Source organism: Paenibacillus lycopersici, from assembly GCF_010119935.1.
Classification (GTDB): Bacteria; Bacillota; Bacilli; order Paenibacillales; family Paenibacillaceae; genus Paenibacillus_Z; species Paenibacillus_Z lycopersici.
The window spans coordinates 1,492,035-1,510,300 of record NZ_CP048209.1; the positions used below are offsets into that span (position 1 = coordinate 1,492,035).

The 18,266-nt window shown below is 58.9% G+C and carries 15 protein-coding genes; 13 read left to right on the top strand and 2 right to left on the bottom strand.

Annotated elements, in window-relative coordinates; translation table 11 throughout:
• Positions 1–7: 7 nt before the first annotated feature.
• On the bottom strand, positions 8–1,819 hold the full coding sequence (locus tag GXP70_RS06430; protein WP_162355687.1) for a cache domain-containing sensor histidine kinase: 1,812 nt from the start codon (positions 1,817–1,819) through the stop codon (positions 8–10).
• Complete coding sequence (locus tag GXP70_RS06435) at positions 1,816–3,396, bottom strand: response regulator transcription factor (protein ID WP_162355688.1); 1,581 nt, start codon at positions 3,394–3,396, stop codon at positions 1,816–1,818. Before GXP70_RS06435 ends, GXP70_RS06430 begins: the two co-directional genes overlap by 4 nt.
• Before the next feature lie 194 nt (positions 3,397–3,590).
• Between GXP70_RS06435 and GXP70_RS06440 the strand changes: the two genes are divergently transcribed.
• The 13 genes from GXP70_RS06440 to GXP70_RS06500 all read left to right on the top strand — a co-directional run bounded on the left by GXP70_RS06440 (position 3,591) and on the right by GXP70_RS06500 (position 18,023).
• Positions 3,591–4,904 carry a sulfatase-like hydrolase/transferase gene (locus tag GXP70_RS06440; protein WP_162355689.1) on the top strand — a complete coding sequence of 438 codons (1,314 nt, stop codon included), beginning with the start codon at positions 3,591–3,593 and terminating at the stop codon, positions 4,902–4,904.
• 475 nt (positions 4,905–5,379) lie between these two features.
• On the top strand, positions 5,380–6,240 hold the full coding sequence (locus tag GXP70_RS06445) for a helix-turn-helix domain-containing protein (protein ID WP_225442838.1): 861 nt from the start codon (positions 5,380–5,382) through the stop codon (positions 6,238–6,240).
• Positions 6,241–6,575: 335 nt separating this feature from the next.
• On the top strand, positions 6,576–8,588 hold the full coding sequence (locus GXP70_RS06450; RefSeq protein ID WP_225442689.1) for an ABC transporter substrate-binding protein: 2,013 nt from the start codon (positions 6,576–6,578) through the stop codon (positions 8,586–8,588).
• Positions 8,589–8,712: 124 nt separating this feature from the next.
• Entirely contained in the window at positions 8,713–9,711 is a 999-nt protein-coding gene (locus GXP70_RS06455; protein WP_162355692.1) for an ABC transporter permease, read from the top strand.
• Positions 9,708–10,868: an ABC transporter permease gene (locus GXP70_RS06460; RefSeq protein WP_192043422.1), complete on the top strand. Its 1,161-nt coding sequence runs from the start codon at positions 9,708–9,710 to the stop codon at positions 10,866–10,868. The genes GXP70_RS06455 and GXP70_RS06460 overlap by 4 nt, the downstream gene beginning before the upstream one ends.
• An 82-nt stretch (positions 10,869–10,950) precedes the next feature.
• On the top strand, positions 10,951–11,964 hold the full coding sequence (locus GXP70_RS06465) for an ABC transporter ATP-binding protein (RefSeq protein ID WP_225442690.1): 1,014 nt from the start codon (positions 10,951–10,953) through the stop codon (positions 11,962–11,964).
• 200 nt (positions 11,965–12,164) lie between these two features.
• On the top strand, positions 12,165–13,184 hold the full coding sequence (locus tag GXP70_RS06470) for an ABC transporter ATP-binding protein (RefSeq protein WP_162355693.1): 1,020 nt from the start codon (positions 12,165–12,167) through the stop codon (positions 13,182–13,184).
• Entirely contained in the window at positions 13,181–13,588 is a 408-nt protein-coding gene (locus GXP70_RS06475; protein ID WP_162355694.1) for a hypothetical protein, read from the top strand. The genes GXP70_RS06470 and GXP70_RS06475 overlap by 4 nt, the downstream gene beginning before the upstream one ends.
• Complete coding sequence (locus tag GXP70_RS06480; RefSeq protein WP_162355695.1) at positions 13,563–14,030, top strand: hypothetical protein; 468 nt, start codon at positions 13,563–13,565, stop codon at positions 14,028–14,030. The genes GXP70_RS06475 and GXP70_RS06480 overlap by 26 nt, the downstream gene beginning before the upstream one ends.
• A gap of 37 nt (positions 14,031–14,067) precedes the next feature.
• A complete protein-coding gene (locus GXP70_RS06485; RefSeq protein WP_162355696.1) occupies positions 14,068–14,829 on the top strand; it encodes a DeoR/GlpR family DNA-binding transcription regulator in 762 nt (253 codons plus the stop codon).
• A gap of 14 nt (positions 14,830–14,843) precedes the next feature.
• Positions 14,844–15,983, top strand: coding sequence for an acyltransferase family protein (locus GXP70_RS06490; RefSeq protein ID WP_162355697.1), 1,140 nt, complete (start codon positions 14,844–14,846; stop codon positions 15,981–15,983).
• A 38-nt stretch (positions 15,984–16,021) separates the two neighbouring features.
• Positions 16,022–16,936, top strand: coding sequence for a phosphotransferase family protein (locus tag GXP70_RS06495; RefSeq protein WP_162355698.1), 915 nt, complete (start codon positions 16,022–16,024; stop codon positions 16,934–16,936).
• A 361-nt stretch (positions 16,937–17,297) separates the two neighbouring features.
• Positions 17,298–18,023: an SDR family NAD(P)-dependent oxidoreductase gene (locus GXP70_RS06500; protein WP_225442691.1), complete on the top strand. Its 726-nt coding sequence runs from the start codon at positions 17,298–17,300 to the stop codon at positions 18,021–18,023.
• The last annotated feature ends 243 nt before the right edge of the window (positions 18,024–18,266 follow it).

Consider the following 18,266-nt stretch of genomic DNA (forward strand, 5'->3'; position numbering starts at 1 on the left):
CTTTCGTTTACCGGAAGCGATTCGGTATCCGAATTTCGACCGTCGTGCCGCTGCCCGGCGACGAGCGGTAGGCGAGGCCGTATTCCTGGCCGTAGCACAGCTTGATCCGGTGGTTGATGTTGCGGATGCCGTACCCTTGGACTTCGTCATTGGCGTTCCCGCTCGCAAGCAGTCGCCCGGCTTGTTCCGCAGGCATCCCCACGCCGTCGTCCTTGACGGTCAAGACGATCTCGTTCATCTCGAGACAGCCGGTAATGGCGATGGTTCCTCCCTCGCTGTCCCTGGCTTCGAGGATGCCGTGGATAATGGAATTTTCGACGAGCGGCTGAAGGATCAGCTTCAGGATATCGCGGCCGTACAGCTCGGGATCGATCCGAACGTCCAGCTTGATTTTATTGTCGAAGCGCAAATTCTGAATTTGGACATAGGCGCGTATATGATTGATTTCGTCTTCGACGCTGACGATGTCTTTGCCCTTGTTCAGGCTGAGCTTATAGAACTTGGCCAGTGATTGCGAGATGACCGCGATTTCGGGCACGCCGTTGTCGATGGCTTTCCAGTTGATCAGTTCAAGCGTGTTGTACAGGAAATGCGGATTGATCTGCGCCTGAAGCGCTTTGAGCTCTAAGTTCTTGATCTCCTTGCCGTTCTGGTACTGCTCTTCGACGAGCAGCCGGATGCGCTTGACCATATGATTGAAGCTGTCGGTCAGCTCGCCGATCTCGTCGGGAATGACGGATTGCACCTCGACGTTCAGCACGCCTTCCTGCACCAGGCGCATTTTCTTCTTGAGCAGCAAGATGCGCTTGACCGTTGCGCCCGTAATCAAGTAGGCCAGGCCGTAGGAGAGAAGGCCGCATACGAGCATCAACAGGAGCATGAGGTCCCGGATCCGGATGCTCTGCATGAAGATTTCCGTCAATGGAATCGCCGTCACCATCGTCCAGTCCGTGTTCTCGACCGCCCTTGACTTGACGACGTAATCGCTGCTGCCGATGCTCGCTTTATTCCATGACGCGCCGTCATCGTCCTGGGCGTCCTGGATGAGCGCCCGATTCGGGTCGATCCGATGATAATTGTCCGTGTTGGAGCAGCTTACGATATCGCCGTTCGCATTCTGGATATAGACGACGCCGTCATTCGTGATATTCGCCTTCTGCAGGATCTCTTCGATGAGTCCCTTGAGAATGTTCAGCTCGATAATGCCGATGATCTCCGTCGTCTGCTCGCTGTTGCGGATTTTGCGGACCAGCGAGATGACCGGCACCGGATCGAGATTGGTATTGTTGTTCGTGATCGCATGCTCCGGCAGCCAGCTGACCTTGTCCTTGGAAGCGAGCAGCGCCCGGTAGCTCCCGGTATGCGAGAAGGCGTCCATATCGAAGAAGTTGAAGTTCTGTCCGGCGTACATCAGCCAGCCGGGCACGTACAGGCTGGCCCGGTAGACGTCTTCCGCGTTCTGGAAGCTGTTCAGGAAATACTCCAGCTTCTGCCTGTCGATATTCTGCTGCACGTAATCGTCCTCGAACGCGCGCTTGTCCCTTGTCAGTATCGCCTGCACGTCGGCGTTGAAGTAGATGACGTCGGAGGCTTTGATCAGCGTGTTCACCTTATAGCTCAAGAAGGTATAGGCTTGGTCGAAGGACTGATCGGCGGAGTGGAGGATCTGCTTCTCGTAATTGCGCGATACGTTCTTGTAAGAGAACGACGTCATCAGCGCCAGCGGCAGGAAGATAAGGATGAAGTAGGAGATCAGCAGCTTGCTCCGAATATGCATGTTCGTGAATAATCCGGTTACCGTCCGCAGCAGGTTTCTCACGGCTTATGCTTTCTCCTGAATTGCGTAGGCGTCAAGCCGGTAATTTTCTTGAAGGCCTTGGAGAAATAATTGGCATCGTTGTAGCCCGCCAGATCCGCGACCTCGTACAGCTTGGATTGCGGCGCCCTTAGCAGGTCCGCGGAGCGCGCGATGCGGACTTCCGTAATATATTCGCTGATCGTCTTGCCCGTTTCCTTGCGGAACAGCGACGACAGATAGGTCGGCGTCAGATGAACGTGATCGGCCAGCATATTCACGGTAATTTCCTTGTCGCTGTAGTGGCCCCGTATATACTTCTGCACGTCCAGCACGGCTCTGCAATTGGATTCCATGCTCGCGATGCGGTCGAGGAGATCGGCCGCCCTGCGCAGAAAGTAGTCTTTCAGCTGCTTGAAATCGCCGATCCTGGATATCATCGCCCAGTCGTATTCCTCCTGCCCCGGGCTGGACAGGCTTGAGCGGAGCCCGCGCTTCTCGCCCTGCTCCGCGAGCAGGCGCATCATCCGATAGAACACGTTCTTGACATCGTCCACCGGCGTGCCGGTCTTGGCCCGAATGGCCCCGTACAGCTTGTCGGTAAACGCCGCGATGGCCTCCTTGTTCAGCTCCTGCATCAGCTTCGCAAAGTCGTTCATGATGTCGTCATCGATCCTGTATACGGCGGCCGGCGTGCCGGCAGCGTAGACAATCGTGCCGGAGTCGCAGTAGAAGAGCTGCTTCAGATAACCGGCCGCCGTTTCGTAGGAAGCCCGTACGCCCGGCAAGCCGGGCGAGGCGGGTCCGACGATCCAGGACAGCTTGGCGCATGGCAGACGATGGTCGTTCAAATGCGCCGCAAGCAGCGGATAGACCGCGGACAGCTCATGCCGGCGCTCCGGCCGATGCGCGGAGAGGACGACGATGCGGGCGGAATCCTGCATGACCGCCAAGTGCGTGAAGCCGTCCGAGGCTTGATGCAAATAATCGATGATCCGGTTGGAGCAGCGCAATTTGACATCGTTCGACTCCTCCTCATCGAAGGCGGGGACGAGGATGGAGATCGTATACCAGTCGCCGGGGGCGAAGGCGACGCCGGCAAGCTGCATGTTGCGTTGCAGCTCGCCGCCATCGATCGGGCTGTGCAGGAGTCCGTTGACAATATTCTGCCTTATGAACGGCAGGCTCTCGGACAGCGCCAGGCTGATATGATTCGCTTTATGATTCTCCGCGCAGAGGCGCACGGCTTCCCGGATCACCGTCTGCAGCTCGTCGATGTCGATCGGCTTCTCGACATAGCTGACGGCATTCAAGCGAATGGCGGCCTTCAAGTACTCTTTGTCGGAATAGCCGCTCAGATAGATGATTTTGCAATCCGGAAACTGTTCCCGGACGCTGGTCGTGAATTCGATGCCGTTCATGCCCGGCATTCGGATATCGGATACGACGATATCCGGCTGCATGCGGCGGGCGGCTTCGAGCCCGTCGATGCCGTCCTTGGCCTCCTCGACGACATCGACGCCCAGCTCGTCCCATCGGATATGCTTCATCAAGCCTTTTCTGGTGGCGGATTCATCATCAACGACGAGAAGCTTAATCATGCGGTCTCACTCCCGATTATAGAATCGCAGGCATGGAACAAGGAAGAAGAACGGCGGATGGATATGCCCCTGCAAAAATAGGACAAATGCTTGATAAGGGTTACTTGATGAGCGCGCGTGCTATATACTGGAGGGAATCTGCCGCATACGACCGCTGGAATCAAGCGAAGGAACGGCGCAAGGAGCTGATAGGCATGAACAAACCGAATATCGTGATCGTGTATTGCGATGATCTGGGGTACGGCGATTTGGGTTGTTACGGGTCCGATGCCATTCGGACCCCTCATATCGATGCGCTGGCGGCGGACGGCGTTCGATTCACCGATTGGTATTCGAATTCCCCGGTCTGCTCGCCTTCCCGCGCGGCGCTGCTGACCGGCCAATATCCGATGCGGGCGGGAGTCGGCGAAATTCTCGGCGCGAAGCGGGGGACGCCCGGCCTGAAGCGGGAGTCCAGGACGCTTGCCGAACGCTTGAAGCCGGCCGGCTACAGGACGGCGCTCTACGGCAAGTGGCATTTGGGCTCGGCGGACGATACCCGTCCGAACGCCAGAGGCTTTGACGATTATTTCGGCTTCCATGCCGGCTGCATCGATTATTATTCGCATATCTTCTATTGGGGCGGCTCGCAATCGAACCCGGTGCACGACTTATGGGTCAACCGGGACGAAGTATGGCGGGACGGCGAGTACATGACGACGCTCATAACGGACCGGTCGGTCGACTTCATCGAACGGAACCGGGAGGAGCCCTTCTTCCTCTATGCCGCCTACAACGCGCCGCACTATCCGATGCATGCGCCGGACCGGTACATGAAGCGCTACGGCCATCTGCCGCGCGACCGCCAGACGATGGCGGCCATGATCTCCGCGGTCGACGACGGCGTCGGCGAGATCGTAGCCGCATTGAAGCGGGCGGGCGTCTACGAGGATACGATCCTGTTCTTCTCGAGCGATAACGGGCCTTCCTCGGAATCCCGCAATTATCTGGACGGGACGGAAGACGTCTACTACGGCGGCAGCGCGGGCGTATTCAGAGGACATAAGGCAAGCCTGTTCGAAGGCGGCATTCGCGAGCCGGCCATTCTCGCCTACCCGAGCCGGATTCCGGCCGGACAAGTGCGCAGCGACGCCGGCATGATGGCCGATATCGTACCGACGATCCTGGAATTCGCCGGGATAGAGAGCCCGCCGCCGGGCGAGCTCGACGGCAGGAGCGCCGCGCCTGCGGTAACGGGAGCGGGATTGCTGCCGCAGCGGACGCTGTTCTGGGAATACGGCAGCCAGCTCGCGATCCGCGAGGGGAAGTGGAAGCTGGTGCTGAACGGCAAGCTCGACTTCAACCGCACGCAGCCCGACGATGTCCATCTCTCCGATCTGGAAGCGGATCCGGGCGAGCGCGTCAACCTGAAGGACGAATACGCGGATACGGCCCAGCGGCTGGAGCGCGACCTGAGGGCATGGTACGCGGGATTGCTGCAGGAAGCCGCGAACGCGCCGCTTGAATGAAGCGTGCTGCGTGCTGGAGAGATACATCCGATGAAACGGACGGGGCGGAAGCATGCTGCGCTCCGTCGCGGTTTCTCGTTCGGGATGCCAGGTAGTTTCCAATGAATTGTAAGCGGTTGCAGTCCCGCGCGATGCAGCAAGCCGCAGGTCTTCTACCCAGTTATTATTCGCCAATACGGCTCCGTTTCCCTCTTTCGCAAGGTAAGAAATCGCGCCATCGATGTCTGCCAGAATATTCGCTGAAGCATGCTGCTGCTGTCGAATGGGGTCTGGCGTAAGATGTCGTTATTCGTCGGTTACGGTTGCTTGCCGGACGAATTCGGCCACCCAACAAATGAAAAATTTGCTCCGAACGGTAGAAGGAACATCTTTGGCGATGAAGAAGCTTATTTATAGCCTATAAAGTAAACGCTTACAAAATGGTCTTGGCACGCAGTGAAGGTATTCTCATATGTTGGAGGGTGATGAGGTGCATATGTACAGAGCAGCTGATTGCATACAGCAAGATGAGAAAATTGCGTTAAGCAAGGTTTCCAATCACGCGCACGAGCCCGAGCATACCCACAATTTCGTCGAGCTGGTCTATATTCTGCACGGTACCGGCACGCACAGGATCAACGATCACAGCTACAACGTCCGGCGGGGCGACCTGATCTGGATGAACGTCGGCGACCGGCATTCGTTCGACGGGCCGGACATGCAGTACATGAATATTTTGATCCAGTCCGATTTCCTGAACGCGCAATTGCCCTCGCTGGAGCCGGACCGGAGCTTCTTCGGGCACCGGTTGTTCCACGAGTTCCACCACACGCTGCAGCGTTCGTTCCACCACATCCGGTTCCAAGGCCGGTCGATTCTGGAGCTGGAGGAGCTGCTGGAGACGATGTACGGCGAATACATCGCCAAGAAGAACGGCTACCGCGCGATGCTGTGCGGGTACGCGACGCTGCTGCTCGCATCCGCATTCCGCAAAATGCAGGACAACGTCAAGCAGGATGCGGCCATCGCGTTCCACGAGCTGCTGCCCAAGCTGCTGTCCTATATCGAACGGCATTACGCCTCGCCGATTACGCTTCAGGATTTGGCCAAAGAAAGCTATTATTCCCCGCAGTACATCAGCAAAACGTTCAAAGTATGCTGCGGCTACACGTTCACCGAGTACGTGCAGGAAGTCCGGCTTCGCGAAGCGAAGCGCATGCTGCTCGAATCCGCCGACTGCGTCGCCGCGATCGGCAAGCGCGTCGGCTACCCCGATAAATCGCAGTTTTTCCGACTGTTCAAGCAGTATTACGGCCTGACGCCGCAGCAGCTGAGGGACCAGGCTTCCAAATCCTGACCCCGCCGTATGCCCGACATGTAGAATGCCCGCCGGTCAATCCGGCCAATGCCATATGGATGTTACGACGAAGTCCCGCTCGGGGCTTTTTCGTATTTGCAGGCCAGCAGGAGATTACCGGCTGGTCTTGTTTGTTTTTGTGGTTTTCGTGATTTAATACCGCGAATGTCGGATGCTGCGAGATTTTGTCATGGAGTAGACGATCTTTGCTTGTTCCCGTTGTCCTGTTGATTTGTTTGGATTCCCACATAATAATGATGGTGAGTCCAAAAAACTCACAACTAAACAAACAAAAACGTATCGGAGGGTTGTGAATGAAGGTGAAGAGAAGGTTTTTGGCAGCAGTTCTTGTAACCGCTCTCATTGTGACTGCCGCTCTTACCGGGTGCGACAGCGGATCGAATTCCGATTCCAAATCGACCGCGGCGAACACGGCGAACACGACGAATTCGACTTCATCGAACACGGCAGACAGCTCCAATTCGCCATCGTCGAACGATGCGAACAAGCCGGCGAACGACGCCTCGAACAACGCGTCGACGGACACGGCGGCGACCGCGACGGACGGAACGATCGGCGAATTCCATCAATCCCCCTACTTCGACGGAAAGAACTTGCCCGACGTGAAAGACCGCGTGCCCGCCGATTACAAAATCACCAACGAAATGAACGAGGATCAGCTGAAGTACGAGGTCGGTACATTCGGCGGAACGCTCCGGACGGTTACGTCCGTGGCGAACTGGGATGCGGACGTGTTCGTCATGGATAACGAGCCGCTGCTCAACACGCCGAGTATCTTGGGCGAGAAGCTGACCGGCAACGTCCTCAAGGATTATTTGCTCAGCGACGACGAGAAATCGATCTCGTTCCAAATGCGCCAAGGGCTGAAATGGTCCGACGGCGAGCCCGTGACGACGGAAGATGTCCGGTTCACGGTCGAGGACGTGCTCATGAACAAGGAACTGACGCCGATTTTCCCGCTCTACCTGCGTTCCGGCGGGGTGGCCGAAGGCGCGCCGATGAAGCTGGAAGTCATCGACGATTACAACTTCAAGCTGGTGTTCGATCGTCCGTACGGCGGCCTGCTGATCCGCCTCGCGATCCAAGGCTGGCGCGGTTACACGGAGCTGCTGAAGCCCGCTCATTACCTGAAGCAATTCCACACGAAATACACGCCGCTCGCACAGCTTGAACCGGCCATCAAGGATGCCGGCTTCAAGAAGGGCGAGTGGGTCAACCTCTTCAACTACAAGGACATCACGAACTGGAAACTGAACCATGCCGAAGCGGTCGGCTTCCCTTCGCTGTATCCGTGGATTATCACGAAAGCGACGAAGAGCGTGACGACGTACGAGCGCAACCCGTACTACTTCAAAGTCGACCCGGCAGGCAACCAGCTGCCGTACATCGACAAGATCGAGAGCACGCTCGTGAACGACATCGAGATGGTCAGCCTCAAGACGATCGCCGGCGAAGTCGACTTCTCGCGCGAATCGGCGGCTCTCGTCAAGATGCCGCTGTACAAGGAGAACGAGAAGAAGGGCTACAAGGCGCTGCTGAACAATATGCACGTCACGCCGACGGACATCTTCCTCAACCTGACGTACGACAACCCGAACTGGCAGAAGGTCGTCCAGGACGTCCGCTTCCGCCAAGCGCTGAACCTGGCCATCAACCGCCAGGAGCTGATCGACACGATCTATTACGGCTTCGCGCAGCCGGGCAACATCGAGGATCCGACGTTCGACCTCGACCAAGCGAACAAGCTGCTTGACGACATGGGCTTGAAGAAGGACGCGAACGGCAAACGGTTAGGTCCGGACGGCAAGGTATTCACCATTCCGTTCGAAGTCGGCGCGCAAGCGCCGGACATCGTGCCGTACACGCAGCTCATCGCGGAAATGTGGCGCGCGCTCGGCTTGAACGTCACGATGAAGACGATCGACCAGACGCTGTGGGGCCAGCGCCAAGCGGCGAACGACCTGCAGGCGACGGTCATCTGGACGCACACGCCGCTCTGGTACATGGGCGACTGGGGACAAGGGCAGTGGGCGCCGGTATGGGATCTGTGGCACTCGAGCTCGGGCAAGAACGGCAAAGAGCCGCCGGAAGACGTGAAGAAGCTGTACGCGAAGATCGACGAAGCGATGGCTGCCAAGCCGGACGACGCCAAGCGCCTTATCGAGGAAGTGAAGCAGATGATGAAGGACAACTTGTATTACTTCATCCCGCTCAGCGAAGTGAAACAACCGCTCATCGTAAACGACAAGCTGCATAACATCCCTGCGGACAGCAGCTTCGCGATCGCGACCGACTTCAGCGGCGAGCAATTCTTCTTCGGCAAGTAACGAACCGATAGTCAGAACTCGCGTGGGCCCAGCCGCAGACACCGTCGCGGCTGGGCTCAGGAGTTCGTTCGATCCGGTTGGCGGCGTACGTTGACAACGATTCACCTTCAAAGGAGGGAAACGCATGCTCAATTACATTTCGTATCGCTTGCTGCAGCTGATCCCGCTGCTGGTCGCGATCAGCATCATCGTGTTCGTCATCATTCAGCTGCCCCCGGGCGACTTTCTGACCGGCTATATCCAGCAGCTCAAGCTGTCGGGGAACGACGTGTCGGAAAGCGCCATATTGAGTTTGAAGCAGCAATACGGACTGGACCAGTCGATGATCATGCAGTACATCAGCTGGATCAAAAACATGGTGCTGCACGGCGACATGGGCCGCTCGTTCCAATTCAACATGCCGGTGGCCGACGTCATCTGGCCGCGGCTCGGCTTGACGGTAACGATCTCGCTCATTTCGCTGATCTTCGTCTGGATCGTCGCGATCCCGATCGGCATCTATTCGGCCACGCACCAATATTCCGTGCTTGACTATGTGTTTACCTTCATCGGGTTCATCGGCGTTGCGGTCCCGGGCTTCCTGATCGCGCTGGTGCTCGTCTATTTTATTTTCATCGAGACCGGCGTCTCGATCACGGGATTGTTCTCTCCGGAGTACATCGACGCGCCGTGGAGCATGGCGAAGATCCTGGATATGCTGCCGCGGCTCGTGCTGCCCGTCATCGTCATCGGCATGGCGTCGGCCGCATCGCTCATCCGCGTCACGCGGGGGATGCTGCTCGACGAGCTGTCCAAGCAATACGTCATCACCGCGCGGGCGAAGGGGGTCTCGGAAGGCAAGCTGCTCTTCAAGTATCCCGTCCGGATGGCGATCAACCCGCTTATCAGTACGATCGGCTGGACGCTGCCGGCGCTCATCTCGGGCGAAGTCATCGTGTCGATCGTTCTTAACCTGCAGACGACCGGGCCGATGCTGCTCAAGGCGCTCATGACGCAGGATATGTATTTGTGCGGCAGCTTCATCTTGATCACCAGCGTCATTACCGTGCTCGGCACGCTATTGTCGGACATCTTGCTGGCGGCGGTCGATCCGCGAATCCGCTTCGGAGGTGTCGGCGAATGAGCGGGATTACGACGGTCATCAACCAATGGCGCCAGACGCGGACCAACCGGAAGAAGAAGCTTGACGCGCCGGACATGGACGTTGCCTCGCAATGGCAGCTCATGTGGTGGAAATTCAAGAAGCATAAACTGGCGGTCATCTCGGCGGTCGTTCTGATCCTCATGTACTTGACCGTGGTATTCTGCGAATTCATCTCGCCGAACCTGTCCGACACGCGCTTCACGGCGTACAAGAACGCGCCGCCGCAGAAGATCCATTTCGTCGACGCGGATACGGGCTTCTCGTTCCGTCCGTTCGTCTACGGCATGAAGGAGAGCATCAACCAAGAGACGTTCCTGCGGACGTTCGCGGAGGACAAGACGAAGAAATACACGATTCACTTCTTCGTGAAGGGCGAGCCTTACAAGATGTGGGGCGTCATCCCGTCCAGCATCCATCTGTTCGGCCTTGGCGACAAGGAAGGCGCCGCCATGTTCCTGATGGGAACGGATCAGCTGGGGCATGATCTGTTGTCGCGTCTTATCTACGGCGGACGGATCTCCCTGTCGTTCGGCCTTGTCGGCATCGTGCTGACGCTTATCATCGGGCTGCTGCTCGGGGGGATATCGGGCTACCTCGGCGGCGTCTCCGACACGATCATTCAACGGATCATCGACTTCCTGATCTGCATCCCGACCATCCCGCTATGGATGGCGTTGTCGGCCGCGGTGCCCCGGGACTGGTCGGCGACCAAAATGTACTTCGGCCTGATCATCATCTTCTCGGTCATCGGCTGGACCGGCCTGGCCCGCGTCGTGCGCGGCAAAATCCTCTCGCTGCGCGAGGAGGACTTCACGGTGGCGGCCCGTCTGGCGGGAGCGAGCGATCTGCGCATCATAAGGAAGCATCTGCTCCCTTCCTTCGCGAGTTATATCATCGTCAGCGTGACGCTGTCGATACCGGGCACCATCCTGGGCGAGACGTCCCTCAGCTTCCTCGGCATCGGGCTGCAGGCGCCGGCGGTTTCATGGGGCGTGCTGCTGCAGGACGCGCAGAACCTGGAGACGCTGGCGCATCATCCGTGGCTGCTCTGGCCGGCCGCCTTCATCATGCTCACCGTGCTCATGTTCAACTTTCTCGGAGACGGCCTTCGGGACGCGGCGGATCCTTACAAATAAGCGCATGCTTGCGAAGCAGTTCTGCGCTTGGTCTTCCTTATTCCGGAAAAACCAGCTTACGAAACGTTAAGGAGGGGGACTTGTGACACAGCAGGAGAACGTCATATTGGAAATGAAGGACGTCAAGGTGCAATTCCGACTGGATGAAGGGCTGCTGAAGGCGGTGGACGGCATCGACCTGCGCATCAAGCGCGGCAAGACGCTCGGCATCGTCGGCGAGAGCGGCTGCGGCAAGAGCGTCACGTCGCAGGCGCTGCTGCGCATCGTGCCGAAGCCGGGCGAGGTGCACGGGGAGATCAAGCTGACGCGCAAGAAGCAGGACGGCAGCTTCGAGGTCGTCGATCTGACGAAGCTCGATGCCCGGGGCAAGGAGATTCGGGATATTCGCGGCGGCGAAATCGCGATGATCTTCCAGGAGCCGATGAAGGCGTTCTCCCCGATCCATACGATCGGCAATCAGATCATGGAAGCGATCCTGCTGCATTCGACGAGCGACAAGGAAGAAGCGTACCGGATCGGCGTCGACATCCTGAAGAAGGTCGGCATGTCCAATCCGGAGCAGCGGATGAGCGAATATCCGCATCAGCTCTCCGGCGGCATGCGCCAGCGGGCGATGATCGCGATGGCGCTGTCCTGCAGTCCGTCCATCCTCATCGCCGACGAACCGACGACGGCGCTCGACGTCACGGTACAGGCGCAGGTGCTGCAGCTGATCAACGACCTGAAGGCGAACAACAATACGTCCGTCATCTTCATTACCCATGATCTCGGCGTCATCGCGGAAATGTCCGACGACGTGGCCGTCATGTATCTGGGGAAGGTCGTCGAATACACCGACGTCGATACGTTGTTCCATAATCCGAAGCATCCGTACACGCGGGCGCTGCTCAATTCGATTCCTTCGGTGATGCGGGAGAGCAAGCGGCTGGAATCGATCGAGGGCACGGTGCCGTTCCCGATGAATTTGCCGAAGGGCTGCGGCTTCTATTCGCGCTGCAAGCTGGCGAAGGACGGCGTCTGCAACGTGGACGACGTCCCGCTCGTCGAAGTGGCCGAGGGGCATGCCGTCCGGTGCCTGCGGCTGGATTCGATCTAAAAGAGTGCGGTGAATCAGCAGCCGGAGAGGCGGTATGGAGTCGGAACAGCGTTAGCGGTCGCCTTTGTAGTCTGATTTTTTCCGATAATCTCTTACATAAATGAAAGAAATCAGAACTACAACAGCGAGTGGAGACCCATACTGACCGGAGGCTGCGGGTTTCTCACCGCATTTTTACAATCTGAAGCGGAGGTTGAGCCATGACGCATGAGGAATTCGTATTGGACGTCCGTTCGATGAAGAAATATTTTCCGATCAAGCAAGGGTTCATGAAGCGAACCGTCGGGTTCGTCAGAGCCGTCGACGATGTGCATATTCAGATCCGGCCCGGCGAGACGCTCGGACTGGTCGGCGAATCCGGCTGCGGCAAGACGACGCTCGGGCGCTGCGTGCTGCGGGCGATCGAGCCGACGTCGGGCACGACGCTGTTCCAGGACCGGCAAGGCCGGATCAAAGACGTGACGAAGCTGAACAACCAGGAGCTGCGGGCGATCCGCAGAGATATGCAGCTCATCTTCCAGGATCCGTATTCGTCGCTTAACCCGCGGATGACGGTGCTCAACATTATCGCGGAGCCGCTCATCTGCAACGGGATGGCCCGGGGCGAGCAGATCAAGGACCGCGTCATGGAGCTGATGGAGATGGTCGGCTTGAACAGCCGGCATCTGGAGCGGTACCCGCATGCGTTCAGCGGCGGGCAGCGCCAGCGGATCGGGATCGCGCGGGCGCTGGCGACGAATCCGAAGTTCATCGTGTGCGACGAAGCGGTCTCGGCGCTCGACGTGTCCGTGCAGGCCCAAATCATCAATCTGCTGCAGGATCTGCAGGAGAAGCTGCATCTCAGCTACCTGTTCATTTCGCATGATCTCGGCGTCATTCAGCATATCTCCAACCGGGTCGGCGTCATGTACGTCGGCAAAATGGTCGAGACGGCGGCGACGAAGGAGCTGTTCGCGAACCCGCAGCATCCGTATACGGAAGCGCTGCTGTCCGCCAAGCCCATGCCGGACCCGCGCAAGAAATCGAGCCGGATCATCCTGGCCGGCGAGGTCGCCAATCCGGCGAAGCCGCCATCCGGCTGCTATTTCCATCCGCGCTGCCCGTACGCGCAGGACATCTGCAAGAGCCAGGCGCCGGCATTCAGGCAGGTCGGCGAAGGGCATTATTCGGCCTGCCATTTCGCAGGCGAGCTGCAGCTGCAAGGAGCGGTTGCGCAATGACGGCCATCGCCTTGATTCTGCTCCTCTTCCTCGCCGCCTTGTCTCTGGTCATGCTCGCATCCATCTGGTACATGCGGTTCATGCTGAACAAGATATTCGGCGAGAAGCACCGCGACCTCGAGCATATTACGGCCACCGGCACGATACCGGAGCGCTGGTCGCTGAAGCATACGAAGCGGATGATCCGCCTTCGCGAGAAGGGGGACGACAAGGCGCTCGCCGGCGCGCAGCGGTCGGCCGCCCGCAGCTACGTCAGGAAGATCCGCCGCTTGGCGGCTTATGTTAACAAAACCAATCTCGTCGAGAACGAAGAAACGCGCCAGTTCATGCTGCGCAGCTTGAAGCAGGTATCTCGCGAGTGGAGCGAAGAGGTGCAGAATGGATCCTTTGCTGCAGGAACATAGAAGGCAAACCGTAGCCGGATTTCTGTCCGTGGCGCTGACCGTCGTCCTTGCCGCCCTCGGCATCGCCGATTGGCTGGCGGTACGGGGAGCGTTCATCGATCTGCTGTCCCGCGCCGGGGTGGATCCGTACGCGTGGCAGGCCGTCGAATACGGCACGTTCATCACGCTCGGCATCATCTGGCTCGCGTATGTGTACTACGCGCAGCATTATTTGAAGCAACGGGCCGACGCCGGGAAGATCTGGGCGGCCTGCGCGAAGCTGCTGGCCATCCAGCTTGCGCTCTTGTTCGTATGCGAGCTGGCGATTTATGCCATGGACGGGAAGAAGAACGCGACGGCGGATTGGCTGCTGGCCGCCGCCGAGGGCTTGTGCGCGCCGGTGCTGTTCTTCGTGTCCGCGGCGTTGGCGAAGAGGGCGGTTCCCTCCGAATCCGAACGATAATCCGGGCCGCAATTAACTCAGGCAAGGGGGGACGATCATGCTCGTCGCGGAAAGATACCAATACATCCTGAGGATGGTGAACGAGAAAGGAAGCATACGCGTCGCCGAGCTCAGCCAATTGTGCAAGGTGACGGAGGAAACGATTCGCCGCGACCTCGACCGGCTGGAAGGCGAGGGCCGGCTGCTGCGCAGCTACGGCGGCGCGATCCGCATCGGGCCGCAGGCGGAAACCCCCTATCTGCTCAGGGAGACGGCGCATGTCGCGGAGAAGCAGCGCATCGCCGCGGCAGCCGCGAAGTTCGTCGAGCCCAATGAGCGGATCGTGCTGGATGCCAGCACGACGGCATGGCATCTGGCCTCGGAGCTGCCCGACATCCCGCTGACGGTGGTGACGAACTCGCTGAAGGTCGCGTTCGTGCTCAGCGAGAAGAAGAACGTCGTCGTCATCAGCACCGGCGGCACGCTCGTTCCGAACTCGCTCTCCTTCGTCGGCCCGCTGGCCGAGCAATCGCTGGAAGAGTATTATGTCGATAAAGCGTTCATTTCGTGCAAAGGCGTCCACATGGAGCGCGGCATCTCCGAATCGAACGAGCTGCAGGCGAGGGTGAAACGGAAGATGGTCGGCATGGCGGAGCATGTATACCTGCTGGCCGACTTCAGCAAATTCAATACGCAAGCGTTTACGACGATTACCGGCCTGGACCGGATCGGCCATCTCGTCACGGATGCGCAGACGCCGGACGAATACGTGCAGCAGCTGCGGCGGCGATCCATCGACGTCATACAGCTGCCGGAGTGAAGGAGCGTGCAGGCATGGAACGCAACGCCGGATTGGATCTGATCCGCAGCAGCGCGATTCTGCTCGTCTTGCTGTGCCACGGGCTCGGTTTCTTCTTCATGACCTATCGCGATTTCAATCCGTTCAATTACGTGACCGGCTATCTGGGCGTGGAATTGTTCTTCGTGCTGAGCGGCTTCCTGATCGGCCGGATTCTGCTGCAGGAGGTCGTGGAGAACGGCTCCTTGTCCCGGCTCGGCGTCTTCTACGTCCGCCGCTGGTTCCGGACGCTGCCGCTCTACTGGCTGGCGGTCGCCATGACGTATCTGTTCGTGACGCATCGCATGGATGCGACGAACCTGGTTTTCCTGCAGAACTTCGACGAGGAGCATCTGGCCTTCTTGCCGATCTCGTGGAGCTTGTCGATCGAAGAATGGTTCTACCTGCTCATCCCGTTGCCGCTGCTGCTCGCGGGCAAGTTCCGCCGCAAGCCGGCCGCCTTCTTCACCGTCTCGGCGCTGCTCATCGTCTTCTTCCCGGCGCTGCGGATGATCGAGGTTCATGCCCATCAGCCGGTATGGGATTACGGGGTTCGCAAGCAAATTCCGCTCCGGCTCGACAGTCTCGTGTTCGGCGTCCTGCTCGCCGGGATCAAGACGTACCACGCGGCCTTCTATCGGAAATACGTCGCGGGCAAAGCGGCGCTGGCGATCGCGGTCGCGGGACTGGCTTATTTCAGCGGTTACCTGGTGTACACCGGCATCGCGGATCAGACGATGGACCGGTCCTGGTTCGGCCGGACGCTGCTGTTCAGTCTCGTTTCGTTATGCATCGCGCTCTTGATCGCCGCGGCGGAGACGCATATCCCGCGGATGGCGCCGCTTCCGAAGCTGCGCGGCTTCATCGGTTTCGTCAGCGCCCAAAGCTACGGCTATTATTTGTTTCACTGGAATCTGTTCGTCTGGTTCAGCAAGGAGAATACGACGGCCAGCGTCGGCCACAGCTTGTATTTGCTCGTATGCGCGCTCGTACTGCTGGTCGCGTTTACGTTCGTCGCCCATCGCTGGTTCGAGGTTCCGATCATGCGCGCAAGGGATCTCCTCACGAAGAAATCAACGCGTCCCGCGTCCTCTTATCCGGCCGGCCGGGACAATGAACCGCTTAAGTTCGACTGATCGAGAATAACCCGCGGGAGGAAGGGAGGCGGAAGCCGATGACGGCCTATGCGAAACCGACGATCGAACCCGCCGCAATCGCAAGCGCGATCGGCTATCATTTCGGAGAGGGCGCGACGGACATCGCGCCCGTAAGCGGCGGCAATCTAAGCAGCGTGTTCGCTTTCCGCCACAACGGCAAGGACTACATCATCAAATTCAGCGATATGGAGCAGGCGTACGCGACGGAATGGTACGTCTCGAAGCTGCTCCGGAAGCACGGCGTTCCGTTCCCGAGATGCATCGGGCAGGGGCAATCCGGCCCGCTGGCTTATTCGATTCTGGAACGGATTCCCGGGCGCAATCTCGTCGACTGCACGGCGGCGGAGCAGGCTGCTCAGCGTCCCGAGGTGATCGGCCTGCTGACGGCGATGAACCATGCGGACGTAAGCGAGACCGCGGGCTTCGGCTGGATCAAGCCGGACGGCGGCGGGACCTTCCCGTCGTGGAAGGACTACGTCGTTTCGTTCTTCGCCAAGGAGCAGTCCGGGTTCTGGGAAGGCTGGCGGGACATTCCCGGCCTGGAGCCGGACGTCGCCGACGAATGCTACGCGCGGCTGCTGGCGTTCTCGGCGTACAACGAGCCGCACCGCCATTTCGTCCATGGCGACGTTTCCCCGTGGAATATGCTGTCGGACGGCAGCCGGATTACCGGGATCATCGACGGCAACTTCGCCTATGGCGACTTCGTCGTCGACGTGGCCACCCTGCGCATCATGACGGGGGACGCGAATATCGAGACCGAATACCGGGCGCACAGCGAGAAGCTGGGCATCGCGCTCCCGGATTACGAGGAGCGGCTGGTCGGCGCGTATTATTTCAAAGGGCTGGACGGACTTCGTTTCTTCGCCAAGATGGGGCGGGAGAACGATTACCGGCATATGCGGCAGTTTCTGTTGTCGTTAACGAACTGACCGGAGCGGAACGGAGCAGAGCGTTTGCGGGATCAGGGCGAAGCAGAATTAGAGCGAGTCAGAGCGCTTGTGGGAGGCAGGGCGGATCAAATCAGAGACAGAGCGAATCGGGGCGCTTGCGGGATCAGGGCTGCCGCCGGCGAATCTGGATGCCATGAAGAAGCGGAGAACGTTCATTGTCCTTCTCGGACAATGAATCGGAGCGCAGGACCTCGAAATCCACGGCAAAGTGGAGGACGAGGTCTTTTTGTCGGAATGAGAGATTTACAGTCTTGCTTCGGCGGCCTATAATCGTCTTGATACTGGAAACGCGATTGGATCGGCATGGCTCAAGAACGATAGAATCGAAGGAGAGATCGTGATGAAATACGCGGTAGTAACCGGAGCGGACCGGGGGCTTGGCTATGCGTTGACCGTGCAATTGCTGGACGCGGGCTATACGGTGTTCGCGGGTCAGTTCATGCCCGACTGGCCGGCGCTCGATCGGCTGAAGGAAGAGAGAGGCGAGCGGCTGATCGTGCTGCCGCTCGATATTTCGAACGGGAGCAGCGTCGGCGAGGCCGCCGCGCGAATCGCGGCATTGACGGACCGGGTCGACCTGCTCGTCAACAACGCGGGCCTCGGGGGCGACTATACCTCTAGTATTTTCGGCGAGATCGATTACGAGAGGCTCGAACGCATCTATCGCGTCAATGCGATGGGACCGCTGCGGGTGACGCAGGCGCTGAACGCGCCGCTGCTACAGGGCGAGCATAAGCTTGTCGTGAATATTTCCTCCGAGGCGGGACAGATCAATCAGGCGTCGCGGGAAGGCTGGTACGGGTACTGCATGTCGAAGGCCGCTCTGAACATTCAATCGAACATCCTGCACAACCAGCTGCGCAAGCACGGAGGCAAAGTGCTCGTCATCCATCCGGGCTGGATGCAAAGCTATATCAGCGGCACGTTGAACGAGAGCGCGGCGATTACGCCGGACGAAGCGGCGACGGGCATTATGAGTATCATCGGCGAATACGTGGCGGAGACGACGGATCGCAAGCACCCGGCTTTCCGCGATTATTCCGGCGCCGAGATGAGCTGGACGTAACGTATCGATTAACGCGCAGAGCGATCGGACCTCATGTCCGATCGCTCTTTCGCATATAACGATCACGGCCCCTCCCGCGATGCGTTGATTACTGACGGCCGTCATGCGCCGTCGCGCTTCGCGCAGGGAGCTGCGCGAAGCGCCGAGGCATGATCTCCTTCATGCACCGCATGGCTCGTCGCGTGGCGCCTGCAGCTATTGCGAATAGCAAGAATGGGCAGCGGGGTGGTAGGCTAGTAACTA